This window comes from Methylobacterium sp. NEAU K, from assembly GCF_030700285.1.
Lineage (GTDB): Bacteria > Pseudomonadota > Alphaproteobacteria > Rhizobiales > Beijerinckiaceae > Methylobacterium.
Map to the genome: position 1 here is coordinate 51,105 of NZ_JAUYZJ010000011.1, position 14,698 is coordinate 65,802.

The 14,698-nt window shown below is 70.1% G+C and carries 11 protein-coding genes, 2 pseudogenes and 1 riboswitch; of the genes and pseudogenes, 6 read left to right on the forward strand and 7 right to left on the reverse strand.

What is annotated here, in order from left to right; genetic code table 11:
* Positions 1–25: 25 nt before the first annotated feature.
* Together Q8W67_RS11200 and Q8W67_RS11205 are read left to right on the forward strand one after the other, a co-directional pair.
* The gene (locus Q8W67_RS11200; RefSeq protein WP_305545233.1) at positions 26–562 is read left to right on the forward strand and encodes a hypothetical protein; all 537 of its coding nucleotides are present in this window, start codon (positions 26–28) and stop codon (positions 560–562) included.
* Between the two features lie 61 nt (positions 563–623).
* On the forward strand, positions 624–1,118 hold the full coding sequence (locus tag Q8W67_RS11205) for a glutathione peroxidase (RefSeq protein ID WP_305545518.1): 495 nt from the start codon (positions 624–626) through the stop codon (positions 1,116–1,118).
* Positions 1,119–1,590: 472 nt separating this feature from the next.
* On the opposite strand, the gene Q8W67_RS11210 is transcribed toward Q8W67_RS11205, so the two are convergent.
* From Q8W67_RS11210 to Q8W67_RS11225, 4 genes are all read right to left on the reverse strand, one after another.
* The gene (locus Q8W67_RS11210) at positions 1,591–2,379 is read right to left on the reverse strand and encodes an ATP12 family chaperone protein (RefSeq protein WP_305545236.1); all 789 of its coding nucleotides are present in this window, start codon (positions 2,377–2,379) and stop codon (positions 1,591–1,593) included.
* Positions 2,380–2,528: 149 nt separating this feature from the next.
* Positions 2,529–3,194 (reverse strand): HAD-IA family hydrolase, encoded by a 666-nt coding sequence (locus Q8W67_RS11215; RefSeq protein ID WP_305545239.1) that lies wholly within the window; start codon positions 3,192–3,194, stop codon positions 2,529–2,531.
* Between the two features lie 52 nt (positions 3,195–3,246).
* A complete protein-coding gene (locus tag Q8W67_RS11220; protein WP_305545243.1) occupies positions 3,247–3,624 on the reverse strand; it encodes a hypothetical protein in 378 nt (125 codons plus the stop codon).
* 233 nt (positions 3,625–3,857) lie between these two features.
* Positions 3,858–5,249, reverse strand: a complete 1,392-nt coding sequence (locus tag Q8W67_RS11225) for an RluA family pseudouridine synthase (protein WP_305545246.1) — start codon at positions 5,247–5,249, stop codon at positions 3,858–3,860.
* 583 nt (positions 5,250–5,832) lie between these two features.
* On the opposite strand from Q8W67_RS11225, the pseudogene Q8W67_RS26810 reads away from it, so the two are divergent.
* A pseudogene (locus Q8W67_RS26810) lies at positions 5,833–5,964 on the forward strand (hypothetical protein); the annotation flags it as partial.
* Positions 5,965–6,164: 200 nt separating this feature from the next.
* Here Q8W67_RS26810 and Q8W67_RS11230 read toward each other — a convergent pair.
* Positions 6,165–6,518: a HigA family addiction module antitoxin gene (locus Q8W67_RS11230; protein ID WP_305545249.1), complete on the reverse strand. Its 354-nt coding sequence runs from the start codon at positions 6,516–6,518 to the stop codon at positions 6,165–6,167.
* Between the two features lie 578 nt (positions 6,519–7,096).
* A riboswitch (cobalamin riboswitch) is annotated at positions 7,097–7,292 on the forward strand.
* Between the two features lie 291 nt (positions 7,293–7,583).
* Between Q8W67_RS11230 and Q8W67_RS11235 the strand changes: the two genes are divergently transcribed.
* Both Q8W67_RS11235 and Q8W67_RS11240 read left to right on the forward strand, forming a co-directional pair.
* Complete coding sequence (locus Q8W67_RS11235) at positions 7,584–9,773, forward strand: TonB-dependent siderophore receptor (protein WP_305545252.1); 2,190 nt, start codon at positions 7,584–7,586, stop codon at positions 9,771–9,773.
* A complete protein-coding gene (locus Q8W67_RS11240; RefSeq protein ID WP_370693859.1) occupies positions 9,770–11,239 on the forward strand; it encodes a PepSY domain-containing protein in 1,470 nt (489 codons plus the stop codon). Before Q8W67_RS11235 ends, Q8W67_RS11240 begins: the two co-directional genes overlap by 4 nt.
* A 79-nt stretch (positions 11,240–11,318) precedes the next feature.
* Here Q8W67_RS11240 and Q8W67_RS11245 read toward each other — a convergent pair whose 3' ends face one another.
* Complete coding sequence (locus tag Q8W67_RS11245) at positions 11,319–13,463, reverse strand: TonB-dependent receptor (protein ID WP_305545258.1); 2,145 nt, start codon at positions 13,461–13,463, stop codon at positions 11,319–11,321.
* Between the two features lie 156 nt (positions 13,464–13,619).
* Here Q8W67_RS11245 and Q8W67_RS26815 point away from each other — a divergent pair.
* Positions 13,620–13,989: pseudogene (locus Q8W67_RS26815) on the forward strand (GTP-binding protein); the annotation flags it as partial.
* A 106-nt stretch (positions 13,990–14,095) separates the two neighbouring features.
* Here the strand turns inward: Q8W67_RS26815 and Q8W67_RS11255 are convergent.
* Complete coding sequence (locus Q8W67_RS11255) at positions 14,096–14,617, reverse strand: MarR family winged helix-turn-helix transcriptional regulator (protein ID WP_305545261.1); 522 nt, start codon at positions 14,615–14,617, stop codon at positions 14,096–14,098.
* Positions 14,618–14,698 lie beyond the last annotated feature (81 nt).

The window sequence follows — 14,698 nt, forward strand, 5'->3', positions numbered from 1 at the left end:
GACTGCCCGACGCGACGCCCGATCCATGCTCAATCCCGAAGCCATCGTCGCCCACCCCGCCCCCGGGCGCGTCTGCGGCGCCTGCACCCTCTGCTGCAAGGTCTACGACGTGCCGGCCGTCGCGAGCGTCGCGGGCCAGTGGTGCCGCCACACGAAGGCCGGCCAGGGCTGCGCGATCCACGGCAGCCGACCCGATCATTGCCGGGCGTTCCACTGCCTGTGGATGACGGAAGCCTGGCTCGGGCCGGAATGGAAGCCGGACCGCGCCAAGATGGTGCTCACCCTGGACCCGGTCTCGCGCAACATGAACGTGCAGGTCGATCCCGGCCAGGCGAATGTCTGGCGCCGGGAGCCCTATTACGGGCAGCTCAAGCGCTGGGCGGCGGCCTCGGTGCCGCTGCGGCGCCACGTGCTCGTGCACGTCAACAAGACCACCACGGTGGTCCTGCCCGACCGCGACGTCAGCCTCGGGGTGGTCGGGCCGGACGAGCGGATCGTCGCGCGCGACCGGATGACCCCGCAGGGTCCGAGTTTCGACGTGCAGAAGGTCCCGGCCGCCTAGAGCCGCATGCGGCACGTTTCGGGATCTTGCGGAGACCGCCGGTTTGCCTGACTGTTCGGGCATGATGACGGTCCACGACTTCACCGTTACCGCGGCGGACGGGAGCCCCTACGCGCTGGCCCGGCATCGCGGCGAGGTGCTGCTCATCGTCAACACGGCTTCACGCTGCGGCTTCACCCCGCAATACGAGGGGCTGGAGGCACTCTGGCGCCGCCACCGGGCTGCGGGTCTCACGGTCCTGGGCTTTCCCTGCAATCAGTTCGGCGCGCAGGAGCCAGGAGATGCCGCGGAGATCGCCCGCTTCTGCACCCTGACCTACGACGTCAGTTTCCCCGTACTCGGCAAGGTCGCGGTGAACGGATCCGGGGCCGAGCCGCTCTTCGACCATCTGAAACGAGCCTGCTCGGGCCTGTTCGGCACCCGGGCGGTCAAGTGGAACTTCACCAAGTTCCTCGTCGGCCGGAACGGCCGGGTCATCGGCCGCTTCGCGCCCACGGCCAAGCCGGCCTCCCTGGAGGCGCAGGTGCGGACCGCCCTGGCCGAACCGGCCCCCTGACCCGGCGGAGCCTCAGACCCGGTCGAGATCGGCCTCCGCAGGGCAGGGCGCGCCGCCGCGCCGGCCGGCCCCGGTTCCGCCTCCACAGCAGGGCCCGCCGGGGCGCGATCCGCGAGGGCCGCATCGCGTCGCGCAGGGTCCCGACCGGGACCGGGCTTCCGCGATCTTCCGCAGGGTCGGGTCCGGAGCGCCCCCGACCAAGGCCCGGCGCTCCAGAGCCGGAAGCGCCTAGCGCATGCCCTCGTCGTCAGAAGTCTGTTCACGCGCGATGTGGGTGGCGAGCCCGACTTCGAAGCGGCCCGAATGACGGGGATCGGCGTTCATCGCCGGTCCGAACACCGGAATACTGGACCCTTGCGTCGATCTCCGCCGGATGTCGGCCGGCTGTGATGCGTCGCGGAATCGAGTCCGGGCCTGTCGCGCCCGTGCATCTGTGCCGCCGGCCCGCCCCGAACGGGCTGCGCCGACCGGCTCAGACGCTGGCGATGAGATCGGCCGCGGCCTCGAATTCCGCGCGGCGCGCCTCGATCCGGGCCTCGGCCTCGGCGTCGCGGCCCCAGATTGCGGCCTGATAGGTTTCGTCCACATGGGCCGCTTCCCAGGCCTGCGCCGGGGTGAGGCGGCCCCGCAGCACCGCGAGGGCGATCAGCAGCGAGCCGGTGAGGGTGGTGAGCGTGTGCAGGCCGGCGAGCCGGAACGGGTCCTCGACCGCCGCCACCGCTCCGGAAAGCGCCCGCACGGTGTCGAACGGCTGCTCGACATGCATCACGCCCTCGCTGAGGATCACACGGGCGCCGAACGCGTCCCGCGCCCAATCGAGGATCGGATCCCAGGCGGCGGCCTGCGCCGCCACCAGCCGGTCCGGCTCGCCCGCCCGATAAGCGAGGAGGTCGGTGCCGGCATAGGCGCAGAGATCGGCCACGACGGCGGCGTGCCGAGGCGCGACGCCGTCGATGGCGGTGTTGGCGAGCCGGGTCAGCGGCATCCCGGCCGGATCGATCACCGTGTCCTGGGCAGCCCACTCGGCCGCGATCTTCTCGGCCAGGGCCCGCGTCGGCAGCCGCAGCGGGTTGCGGGCCGGCGTGTTGGCCGGCCGGCCGTCGAGGGTCAGCCGGAAGCCGCCCGCGTCCTCGGAGAAGCTGGCCGCCTCGTAAAACCGCCGGGGAAGGGCGGGCTTGGAATGGCCGCGGGCCGCCCGCACCGGGTCGGGCCGTTCGTCGCCGCCCGGTTCGCCGAGCCAGTCTGTCGTCACGTCGCTCATGGATCCGAGATAGGGGCTTCCGGGCTCGCGCGCGAGCCTCTCGGAGTACGCGCCGCCGACGTGGAGACCGGTTCGGCACAGGCGGGCGCGTCACATCACGGCGCTGGAGCCGTGCACGCTCGCAGCGCGATCGCGCACGGCCCCGGGTGTCAGGCGGATGCGTCCGCGCCGCCCGAGAACAGGCCCTCCAGCGCGCCGGCGCTCGAGACCACCGTGACGGCCCCGGCCCCGTACAGGGCGCCGGGCGGGTGGTAGCCCCAGGCGACCCCCACGGAAACGGCGCCGGCCGACACGCCCATGGCGATGTCGAAGGTCGTGTCGCCGACCATCACGGTGGCGTCGGGGGGGCAGCCGGCCTCGTCCATCGCCTGCAGCAGCATGGTCGGGTCGGGCTTGGACGGCGCGTCGTCCGCGCTCTGCGTGGTTGCGAACCAATCCGTCCAGCCGTGATGCGCGATCAGCCGGTCGACGCCGCGCCTGGACTTGCCGGTGGCGAGGCCGATCAGCACGTCCTCCCGGGCATGGAGCCTCGCCAGGAGGTCGGCCATCCCGGGAAACAGGGGCTCCTCGTAGGCGGGATCGAGGCGCAGGCGGTTGTAGGCCTGCTTGTAGCTCTCCGAGAGTTCCGCGATCGGCCCGTCCTCGCCGACGAGGCGGCGGAACGCCTGCGGCAGCGACAGCCCCACCACCGAGAGGGCTTCGCGCCGGCCCGGGGCCGGCAGGCCGTTCTCGGCGAACGCCAGCCCCTGGGCCGCGACGATCAGGTGCTGGCTGTCGACCAGGGTACCGTCGACGTCGAAGACGATGAGCTTCATCGTCCGCGGCGGGCCGGCCGTAGCCCCGGGACGCCGGGCGCGCCGCGGCCGGTCACGGCTTCCGGCCCGGTTGCGCCGGCTGGCCAGGGGCGTTCGGCTGCGCCGGCTGGCCGCGCGTGCGCTCGTAGCCGAGTCTGCAGCGGATCAGGAATCGGCGGCGCTTGCCGCCGCGCAGGCCGCGTTGGTGCGAGGCGCGATTGCAGGCCGCGTAGGATCGCCGGCGGCGCTCGGCCCGGGCACTCGAGGCCGGGCGCGGGGCTGCCTGCGCCGGGGGCGTGGCCTGGACGGGCGTCGCCGCCGGCTGCGGCGCGTCGGTCGGCGGGGGCGCGTTGGCCGGCACCATGGGCTTGGCCGCCTCGCCCGGCGCCGCGTGCGCGGTCGGCGCGACGAGGCACAGGGCGGCGAGGCAGGCCAGCATCGCGAGCTTCATGCGTCAGGGTCTCGAACCGCCGGAAATGAGCCCCGCGACGGATCGGCGGGGCGCGGGGCAGCATATGAGGCACAGCGACCGATTGCCAAGGCATGCCGGACGCGAGGCCCGCGGATCGTGGAGTCGCTCCACCGAGGATAGCGCGCCTCCGATGCGGTATGCGTCGCGGGGCGCGACGCTGCCGATGCCATCTGCCGCAGCGTAAGGCCCGGCGCCGGGCGCCGCTCGGGCACTCAGGATTCCGGCGCCTCCACGATCGGGTCGTAACGCGAGGCCTCGAAGCCCAGGAGGTTCCAGCTCTGGGCCATGTGCGGCGGCAGCGGCGCGCTCACGTCCACGGGCTTGCCGGTGCGCGGGTGCGGGATGACGATCCGGCGGGCGAGCAGGTGCAGGCGGTTCTGGATGCCGCCGGGCAGCTCCCAGTTCTCCACGGAGAAGTATTTCGGGTCACCGACGATCGGGTGGCCGATATGGGCGGCGTGGGCGCGCAGCTGGTGCGTGCGGCCGGTGACCGGCTTGAACGACAGCCAGGACAGCTTCTGCGCAGCCTGATCCACCATCGCGTAGTAGGTCAGCGCGTGGCTCGCGCCCTCGTCGCCGTGCTTGGCCACGCGCATGCGCGCGTCGGCATCGGTCGGCTCGTCCTTGGCGAGGTAGGTCGAGACGCGCCCCTGGCGCACCCGCGGCACGCCGGCGGTGAGCGCCCAGTAGATCTTACGCGCCGCGCGCGAGCGGAAGCTCTTGGCCAGCGTCGCGGCCGCCAGGCGGGTCTTGGCGACGATGAGGCAGCCGGCCGTGTCCTTGTCGAGGCGGTGGACGAGACGCGGTTTCTGGCCGTCCGGCCCGGTGAGCGCCGCGAGCAGCCCGTCGACGTGGCGGACCGTGCCCGAACCGCCCTGGACCGCGAGGCCGAACGGCTTGTTCAGCACCATCATGTCCGCGTCCTCGTAGAGGATCAGCGAACGCAGGAACTCGGCATCGTCCTGCTCGCGCGCGGCGTTGCGCGGGCGCTCCGAGGGCTGGTCGAGGCGCAGCGGCGGCACGCGCACGTTCATGCCCGGCTCCAGCCGGTCGTTGGGCTTGGCGCGCTTGCCGTCCACCCGCAATTCGCCCTTGCGGACGATGCTCTGCACCCGGGTGAAGGGCAGGAGCGGGAAGCGGGCGGTGAGGAAGCGGTCGATGCGCATGCCCGCCTCGTCCGCCTCGACCGTCAGGGTCTGCACGCCGGAGGCGAGGGTCGCGGAGGCGGCGGCGCGCTGCTCGCGCCGGGTCGGGCCGGCGGGCGGGGCAGGGGGCTCCGGCCGCTTCACCGCGGGCTTCGCGACCGGATGGGCCGCCGGTTTGGCCGGGACCTTGCCGCGTGCGGGTGCAGCCCCGCTACAGCCCGGTGGGCCGCCCGGGGCGACGCGCGGCTTCGGCTTCGCGGAGGCGGCAGGCTGGGCGGCGCCCTGCGCGGTCCAGGGGTCGCGGGCGCCAGCATCGTCGCCGCGGTTCCGCGCCGCCCGCTCGGCAGCGTCGCGGGCGCTGGTGCGCGGACCGGTGCGGGCGCGTCCGTCGAACGAGGGCTTGCCAGGCTGTGGCCTGCGCCCCTTCGGGCCGCCGCGTGGGGGTGGTCGTGTCGTCATGATTCCGCCGGGCCCCGTCTCCGCTTCGGACGGAGCGTCCGGGCGCATGGGCCGCGGCGTCGCGGACGTCCGGACCGATGGGATTGCCCGGCTGTAGCATCGCCCGCGCGCAGCGGCAAAGGCGGACGGGCCGGGGACAACTCGGGGTTTCCGGACACGGCCGATACGCGGCGGCGACGAGGTCGGTCGCACTGGACTTCAGACCTCTGCACAAGAACGACCTGCGACGGGCACAAGGCTTCCGCGAGAGAGGCCCTGCACGACAGCTTTCCCATTCCCGTTTCCGCGTCCGAGCGGGCTTGAGACTCAGCCCAGCGCACGCCGTTCCCGCGAACACCGGACGCTGCCACGCTGTTTGCAGATTACACGAGCGATTTCTCTCTTGCCCGCCATCGCCCCTGACATCCGCATGCCGCGCCGGAGCAGACCGAAGCGATGAGCCGCGCCGGTGACCACCTCGCAGCGTGTCGATCGGCCGAGCGGCTTGCGATCGTCCTTCGCGCGGAGCCCGCGATGCCGATGGATGGCTCCATCCGGGCGGCGGTGACCGCAGCGTCTCGATCGGCTTCGCCGATGGGGCAACGGCTGCGGCGTCGAGATAGCGGCCCAAATGGCCGCTCGGTTGCTGGACCGCCCCGGAATCTGGCGCGTTTGGAGCTGCTGCGACGCCGGCAATGCTGGATCAGCCAAGATCCCGACACGTGCGGGGGTGTGATTCGAAGGTTCGATTCGGCGCTTCGCCGTTCATCCCAAGGTCTCGCTCGAGCCGTGCGATCGTAAGCATCTTTCCGTATTACGCCCCTGAGCCGGCGCTGACGCCACGCGGGATGGACTAACCGGGCAATAAGATCAGACTGATGAAAGAGCGTTTTTCTCTTTCATCAGTCCAGCGGACAGCGATGCTGTCACGAAGCCCTATGCCGCCGAGCGACGCTGACCGACCGCAGGCCGAACCTTGCCTGGCTGTGATCCGGACTTGGCTGCGAGCTGGATCTGGACGGTTCGGTCGCGCTCCCGGGCAGCGGCAACATCGAACCGCGTCTGCATGTCCATCAAGGCGTCCATGCTGAACCCGAACGTCTTCTCGATCTTGAGGGCCATTTCGGCCGACAGGCTCTGCTTCTCACTCAGGAAATCGGAGAGGGTCTGCCGTGGGACACCCAGGATGCAAGCGGCGCCCATAATGCTCAGGTTGCGTGGCTCCAAAATCTTGCGGCGGACGAAGCCGCCTGGATGAAATGGCCTTGCTAATCTGTATCCATCGTCCATTGTAATCCCCCATTGCGGTCTTTTATTACATCAATACCGGACCTCAATCCGCTCATCATTTCGCGGTCGTTTTCCAAAATCTCGCGGCTGGGCCTTCTCGGTGCTTGATCCAGAGACGAGGTATTTGCAAATCGAACCCGATTTATTGTGCTACTTTGTTCTTTGAAGAGCCAAACTGCAGTCCGCACTCTTTGACGGGCAGGGAAAATCGCACCAAAGCCCGACATCTTCCAGACGATTGTGGTGTTTATAATTTTTCAGCAATCGTTCACCCGAGAGGAATTCGATTATTCCCTCGGACGATGGAAGGCGAGTCGGTTAACAAGCGATTCTGGATCGTGTCAACTTTGATTTCGAGATCGATACAATATTACGGCCTTAAATATTGCCGGCTTATTATATTTTTAAAATGATTTAAGGAAAAAGTTCGCCTATTCAGTGCCGCCAGTTAACATCTTAAGAACTCGAATGCTGAGATATCGAGCTGTCATCTTCGTCTTTCTCCGCGAATCCGCAACCGCGCTGGCCGCCATCGCCCCGCGTAAATATCCACAGGGTTGACGGAACAACCTCACACAGCCAAGCTCGACGGTGACGGTTCCCCTCGGGGATCAAAAGGGAACGCGGTGAGGGGCTCGCCCCGAGGCCGCGGCTGCCCCCGCAACTGTAAGCGGCGAGCCCTTCACCACCACGTCACTGGGCCCAGGCCCGGGAAGACGGTGCGAGGGCGGCGACCCGCGAGCCAGGAGACCTGCCGTCAGCCGTGGTCACACGCGAAACGCGTCGGGCGGGGTGTCCTGGCGGGTGTCGAGTTGCCCGTGCGATATGCGCGGTCGGCGAGGCCTCGTTCGCGGTGACGTGCCACAGCAAGCGCGCCCGCGTCCCCCGTCCCGATGTCCTTTCCCGTCGTTCCGATCTCGGCCGCGCGCCTGCGCGGGTCGATGCCCGCTCCCTACGACATGCCTCTGCAGGGCAGCTCGAAGCACGACGGAGCATTTGTAATGTTATTACATTGCTTATAGGACAGATAGACCGGCGGCTGCCGCGCATGGACCTTCTCTCGTCATGCCCCGATCCAACATTCTTCTCGGCCCCAGCGGCCAGCCCAAACCGCTCTGCGGCCTACTTGTCGTGCTCTTCGCGAGCCCGGTCTCGGCCCAGGAGGCGGTCACCCTGGATCAGCTCTCCGTCGAGGGCGAGGCCGCGGGCGATCCGAACCGGGCTGCCCCGAACGGCCTGAACCTGCGCACCCCCGACCGGACCGCGAGCCGGATCGGCCTGACGCCGCTGGAGACGCCCGCTAGCCTCGACATCGTCGCGGGCGAGACCGCGCGGCTTCGCGGCCAGGACACGGTCGCCGAGGCCGTGACGCAGGACGCCACCGGCATCACCACGATCGCGGCGCCCGGCAACGGCAACGGCGCTTTCACGTCCCGCGGCTTCGCGGGGCCGAACTCGGTCCAGCAGCTCTATGACGGCACGCGCTTCTACGTCGGCGCCAACACCGTCACCTTCCCGTTCGACACCTGGAACGTCGAGCGGATCGAGGTGCTGCGCGGGCCGTCCTCGGTGCTGTACGGCGACGGCGCCATCGGCGGCGTGATCAACGTGGTGCCGAAGAAGCCGGCCTTCGTGCCGATCAACACCGCCCGCGCGGTGATCGGCACCGACGGCATCACCCGGCTGGCGCTGGATTCGGGCGGGGCGCTCGGCCGCGAGGAATTCGGCGACACCTTCGCGTACCGGCTCAACGTCAGCGGCAACCGGGCCGACGGCTGGATCCGACCAGAAGGGAATTTCCGCAACCTCGCGGTCTCGGCCGCCCTGCTGTTCCAGCCAAGCCCGGACCTCGCCTTCACATTGAGTCACGACCTCGGCTACCAGGAGCCCGCACGGTACTGGGGCACGCCCCTGATCGAGGGACGGATCCCGGACCTGATCCGGTTGAACAACTACAACGTCCGTGACGCGAAGATCACCTGGGCGGACAACTGGAGCCAGTTCAAGACCGAGTGGACGCCATCGGCCGACATCACGGTGCGCAACACGGCCTATAGGCTCACCAGCCGGCGCCACTGGCTCGATGTCGAGCAGTATTCCTTCAACCGCGGCACCGGCTTGATCGATCGGGGCGATTACCTGGAAATCTACCACAGCCAGGAGCAGGTCGGGGATCGCCTCGATGCGACGGTCCGGGGCAGCCTGTTCGGCCTGCCCAACCAGTTCGTGGCCGGGTTCGACGTGAACCACGTCGATTTCCGCCACACCAACAACTTCTATTTCGACCAGACCACCAGCGTGCCGCTCACCGGCTACGATCCGGGATACTTCCCGCAGTCCGGCCGGGCACGGCCCGCCTACGCCACGCAGACGAGCCAAGCCTCGGCCTTCGCAGAGGACCGGGTGATCCTGTCGGAAAAGCTCTCGTTCCTCACGGGTGTGCGCCTCGACGTGCCGACGCTCCACCGGGAGGATCTGCAGACGGGCTCGCAGTTCGAGCGGACCTACCGGGCGCTGGGCTACCGGTTCGGCCTGGTCTACAGCCCGACGCCGGACAGCGCGCTCTACGCCCAGTACAGCTTCGCCACCGATCCGGTGAACAGCCTCATCACCCTGTCGCAGTCGCTCGCGGGGTTCCAGCTCGCCACGGGCACGCAGGTCGAGGTCGGCGCCAAGGGGCTCGCCTTCGACGGCGCGCTGGAATGGACGATCGCCGGCTACCGCATCGTCAAGGACAACCTGATCTCGGCCGTGCCGGGCCAGCCGACCGTCTCGACGCAGGTCGGGAGCCAATCCTCGCAAGGGGTCGAACTGGCGCTCGGATGGCGCTTCGCCCCGGGCTGGCGCCTCGACGGCAACCTCGCGCTGCTCCACGCGCAATACGACACGTTCGACCAGAGCGTGAACGGCGCCACCGTCTCGTATGCCGGCAACCAGCCCATCGACGTACCCGAGCGGGTCGCCAACCTCTGGCTGACCTGGGATGTCTCGCGGGACTGGACCGCCCGGGTCGGCCTGCAGAATGTCGGACAGGTCTACAGCGATTTCGGCAATACGGCGCGGCGGCCGGCCTACAACCTCGTCAACCTCGTGCTCGACCATCAGGTCACGACCGAGTCCCGCCTGTCGCTGCGGGTCTACAACCTGTTCGACAAGGTCTACGCGATCAGCGGCAACGCGGTGAACGGGGTCGGTACCAACTGGCTGCTCGGGCGCCCGCGCTCGGTGGAGGTCGCCTACACGGTGACGTGGTGAAACCCCGGCCCTTGGGACGGATCGGCAAGGCCGGGCGCCGCTGGCTGATCCTGTTCCATCGCTGGGCCGGGATCGCCGCGGGGCTGTTCTTCGCCCTGTGGATCGGGTCCGGGCTCGTGATGCTCTACGTGCCGTTCCCGGCGCTCAGCCAGGCTGAGCGCCTCGCACGTCTTTCCCCGATCGCCTGGGATCTGGTCTCGGTCCCACCGGATGATGCCCTGAGGGCCGGCGGCCTCGGTGGCGTACCGGCGGTGTTCGGGCTGGAAATGCGCGGCGGCGAGCCGGTCTACCGGATCACCGGCGAAGGCGGGGCACGGGCGACGGTCTCGGCCCGGACCGGCGCGCGGCTCGGCCCGGTCGAACCCGAGACGGCGCTGCGCCTCGCGGCCGGCGACCGCGCGGCGGCGCGCGTGGATCCGGTCGAGCGCGACCAGTGGACCGTGACGGCCCGCTACGATCCACTCCGGCCCTTCCTCAAGGTCACCCTCGGCGACGCGGCGGGGACCGAGCTCTACGTCTCGCAGGTCACCGGGGAGATCGCCCTCGATACGACGCGGTCCGAGCGGGCCTGGAACTGGCTCGGCTCGGTGCCGCACTGGATCTACCTGACGCCGCTGCGCGCCCGGACGGAACTGTGGCGGGCCGTGCTGCTGTGGCTGTCGGGCTTCGCCGCCCTCGGGGCGCTCAGCGGTCTCGCGGCCGGGATCTGGCGCCTGCGCCTCCGGCGCCGCTACGCGCGCGGGGCCGTGACGCCCTATCGCGGGCTCGCGCGCTGGCACCACCTGATCGGCTTGGCGGGCGGCCTGGGGCTTGGCGCCTTCATCCTCAGCGGCTGGGTCTCCATGAACCCGAACCGCTGGTTCACGTCGGCCAGGCCGCCCGATGGACTGCGGGCCGCCTATGCCGGGACGCCGCCGGCACTTCGGCTCGATGCCCGGACCCTGCGTGATCGCGCAGGGCCCGGGACGCTGGCCCTGCGCTTCGCCGCCATCGGCGGCCGTTGGTCGGTCATCGCCGAGACACCGAATGGGCCGCGGACGTTCGGCCCGGACGGCCCGGCCGGCCTCGACACGGATGCCATCGCGGCGGCCGCCGCCGGGGTGGTCTGCGAGGGCACTTTGCGGAAGCTGGAACGTCTCACCGCCTTCGATGCCTACTGGTATCCGCACGGGGCGGATCCGCGGCCTCTGCCGGTTCTGCGGCTGCGCTTCGACGACCCGGCCGCCACGTGGCTCCACATCGATCCCCGGGACGGCACGATCCTCAACCGCCTGGACCGTTCGGGCCGAGTCAACCGCTGGCTGTTCGACGCGCCCCATCGCCTCGACCTGCCGGGACTGACGGACAAGCCGTCGCTGCGCGGGGCGGCCCAGTGGGTCCTGAACCTGCTCGCGGCCGGGATCGCCGTGACCGGGATCATCGCGGGCTGGCGGCGGATCGGCCGGGGCCTCGCCCAGTCCCGCTAGGTCGCCGTCTGCCTGCCCTGACGGGTGGATCGGCATGACGGCGGCGGTTTCCGATTGCCCAAGCGGGGCGGACGGCCCCTCAGAACCGGGCCGTCAGGAACAGCCGCACGTTCCGCCCCGGCAGCAGGATCTCGTCCTTCTTGAACGAGGTCGCGTTGCGGATATCGGCGTCGAGCAGGTTGCGGCCCTGGACGCCGAGCGTGACCTCGCTCGCGCCGTACACCGTCGGATCGAGCGCCTTGGTGTAGCTCAGCTCGGCGCGCAGGTCGTCGTAGCCGGGGGTGGGCGTCTCGAACAGGGCGGTCGCCTGATGGCTGAAGGCGTGGAGCAGGTTCACCCGGGCGAACCAGCCATCCGCCCGCAGGTAGACGCCGCCGCCGAGCCGGTAGGGCGGGATGCGCGGCACGTTGGTCCCGTCGTCGAATTGGGCGCGGACGAAGTCGACCTGCGCCTCGATGCCGGCGAAGCCGTTGCCCACCGGCACGAGGTCGTACTGGCCGATGACCTCGGCGCCGTAGAAGGTGGCGTTCTGCTGCTGGTAGACGATCTGACGGTTGGCAGTGCCCGCCCCACAGGACGCGAAGTCGTCGTCGCAGGTGAGGCCCGTGTAGTTGCGGTAGATGAAGCCGGTATAGCGCGTGTAGTAGCCGGTGGCGTCGAGGCGCAGCCGCCCCTCCGCCCGGCGGATGCTGGCCTCGACGGTGCGGGCGCGCTCCTTCTTGAGGTCCGGGTTGCCGATCTCGAAGGTCGCGGTGGCGTCGTGCGGCCCCTGCGAGAACAGCTCGTAGCCGGTCGGCCCGCGCTCGACATAGGAGCCGGTGAGGCTCGCCACGAAGCCGTAGGGCAGGTCCTGCAGCGCGCCGATGCTGGCGCTCTTGGGCGCGAAGCGCCGGGTCCGGGCGTACTGGACCGGGTCCTGCCCGTCGACGGGGACGTAGTCCGCGGAGAACTGGGCGGCCGTGCTCGACAGCCGGTCGACCTCGTAACGCCCGGCCGCCTGCAGCCGGGTGCCGGGGCGGAGTTCGAGTTCCTCGAACAGGTAGACCGCGTTGGCCCGGGACTCGGTCTTGGGCAGGAACGATTCGAGCTGGGTGTTGATCACCCGCCGATCCGACTGGAAGCCCAGGGCGCCGGTGAGCCTGCCGAACGCGGTATCGACCGGGACATGCTGGAGCTCCAGGCGACCCTCAGCCTCACGGTTCTTGAAGATCGCCTGCACGCCCTCGATCCCGTCCGCGCCGATGCCGACCTCGTTGTGGCGGTAGACCGAGTAGCCGGCCCAATAACGGATCACCTCGAACGGCCCGTCCAGCGGCCGATACTCGCCCCGCGACAGGACGCGGTCCTGGTTCGGGGTGAGGCGGGTGCGGTCCTGCTCGGCCACGCCGCCCGGGATCGCGTAGACCGCGTCGTAGTGGCTGAAGGAGATGCCGACGAAACCGCGGTCGCCGATGGCCGAGATGCCGACCGCGCCGCCCTGCGATTCGGTGTAGGAATTGCGCTGGATTCCGCCGGGGATCGCGTAGCTGTCGTTGGCGGTCTTGAACCCGTCGGCGTGGACCGCGACGCCGTCGCCGCCGGCATCCACCGTGGCGGCGCCGAGCCGGCCGTTGTCGACGCTGGAGAAGCCGCTGGTGACCTGCCCCTGGACCCCGTTCGCCGGGATGAAGGTCGGCACCCGGTTGTTGTCGGCCGAGACCACGCCGCCGATGGCGCCGGAGCCGTAGCGCAGGGTCGCGGGGCCGCGGATCACCTCGATCCGGTCGGAAACCAGCGGGTTCACCGGAACCGCGTGATCCTCGCCGAGATCCGAGACGCCGCCGTTGACGATGCCGTTCTCCTGGATGCGCACCCGGGCATTGTCGAGGCCGCGGATGATCGGCCGCGAGGCCGCGCCCGGCGCGTAGGTCGTCCCGGAGATGCCCGGCCGGTCGAACAGGGCGTCACCGAGCGTCCGGGGCTGGTCGCGGGCGATCTGCTCCTGCGTCACCACCGTGACGGGCGAGAACGTGTTGGTGGCCACCGGCAGGATGCCGGCCGGCACGGAGGCATCCGCCGCCACCGCCGGCCGGGACGGCTGGATCGGGCTCGGGCTAGTGACGCTGATCTCGTCCAGGGCCACCGCCTGTTGCGCCCGCGCCGGGACGACCGCCAGGAGGCCGGCAAAGAGGGTCGACGGCAGGATCGTGCCGGAGCGAAGACCGAGGTGGCGAGGCAGGGACATCGAGACTCACATATTGTTATATCGTTTCAATCTCGCGGCACCGCGGGCCCGTGCAAGGCCGGATCGGACATCGGGCCGACTCGGATCGGAAACGTTACATCATTGCAACAACCGAGGCGGCGAGACTGGATCCGGTCATAGGTCCGGGGCGGGGCGGGGCGCTTCGACTACCTGCTGATCGTGGGGACCGGCATCGCCCAGCCGTTGCCGATCGCCTCGACCTTCGCGTTCCGGGACGAGGACGGCGACGCCCTCTCGGATGTCGCGCGCCTCGACACGATGGAGACGGTGGTCGACGCGATGACTTGGCTCACGGATCACGGCACCGCGGCGTTCCTGCGCGAGCGCGGCGACCGCCGGGGCCGAGGATTCCCGCACCCTCGTGGACGTCCTGGTGGCGCAGATCGAGTTCGCCGACGTGGTCGTGATCAACAAGGCGCAGGATGTCACCGCCGAGCACCGCCAGGCGCTGGTGTTCATCGGCACCGGCATGGATCAGGCCGCGCTCACTGCGGCGCTTGATTCCTGCCCGATCGCGACCGGTGCGGGGGCGGGGGCGTTCGACCCCGGACCCTATCGCGAACTGCCGGACCCCTTCCCGGCCTGGCGGCGCGCGGCGTGAGGGCCGCCGGTCAGGTCGGCAGCGCCTCGGCTTCGTCTTCGGCCTCGATCTCGGCATCGACCTCGGTGGTCTGACCGGAAGCGCCGGCCGCCTCGGCGAGGCCGCGGGCGGCCTTGCGCAGCAGCTTGCGCAGGCGGCGCCGGTCGGTCTTGTCGAGGTGGTCCAGCAGCTCGGCCTCGACCTCCTCCTGGATCCGCTCGATCGCCTCCGCCTTCGCCAAGCCGGCCTCGGTAAGCTGCACGCGCACCACGCGACCGTCGCCCGATTCGGCCCGGCGCTCGACGATGCCGAGTGCGGCGAGCCGGGTCACCGTCTTCGAGGCGGTGGGAGGCCGCACCCGCAGCAGGGCGGCGAGATCGCCCATCGTCATCGTGCCGGCGGCGGCCAGAGCCTGCACCACCTGCTCCTGCCCGGCGAACAGGCCGAGCTTGGCCAAGCGGTCACCGGTGCGCGCCCGGTGGAGACGCGCCGCCTGAACCAGCGCCCAGCCGACGCTGCGGATGCCGGGCGGCCGCATCTTCTTGGATGGCATCTCGGGCGCCGCCGAATCCTCGGCCTGCCGATCACGTTTCTGCTTGTCGCCCACCGGAGCGCCCGCGTCTGTGCCGGCGGC

Coding starts and splice junctions, on each gene's coding strand:
- Q8W67_RS11210 (WP_305545236.1), bottom strand. CDS start 2,379: ATGAGCGACGTGACGACAGACTGGCTCGGCGAACCGGGCGGCGACGAA.
- Q8W67_RS11200 (WP_305545233.1), top strand. CDS start 26: ATGCTCAATCCCGAAGCCATCGTCGCCCACCCCGCCCCCGGGCGCGTC.
- Q8W67_RS11230 (WP_305545249.1), bottom strand. CDS start 6,518: ATGGACGATGGATACAGATTAGCAAGGCCATTTCATCCAGGCGGCTTC.
- Q8W67_RS11205 (WP_305545518.1), top strand. CDS start 624: ATGATGACGGTCCACGACTTCACCGTTACCGCGGCGGACGGGAGCCCC.
- Q8W67_RS11235 (WP_305545252.1), top strand. CDS start 7,584: ATGCCCCGATCCAACATTCTTCTCGGCCCCAGCGGCCAGCCCAAACCG.
- Q8W67_RS11215 (WP_305545239.1), bottom strand. CDS start 3,194: ATGAAGCTCATCGTCTTCGACGTCGACGGTACCCTGGTCGACAGCCAG.
- Q8W67_RS11220 (WP_305545243.1), bottom strand. CDS start 3,624: ATGAAGCTCGCGATGCTGGCCTGCCTCGCCGCCCTGTGCCTCGTCGCG.
- Q8W67_RS11245 (WP_305545258.1), bottom strand. CDS start 13,463: ATGTCCCTGCCTCGCCACCTCGGTCTTCGCTCCGGCACGATCCTGCCG.
- Q8W67_RS11225 (WP_305545246.1), bottom strand. CDS start 5,249: ATGACGACACGACCACCCCCACGCGGCGGCCCGAAGGGGCGCAGGCCA.
- Q8W67_RS11255 (WP_305545261.1), bottom strand. CDS start 14,617: ATGCCATCCAAGAAGATGCGGCCGCCCGGCATCCGCAGCGTCGGCTGG.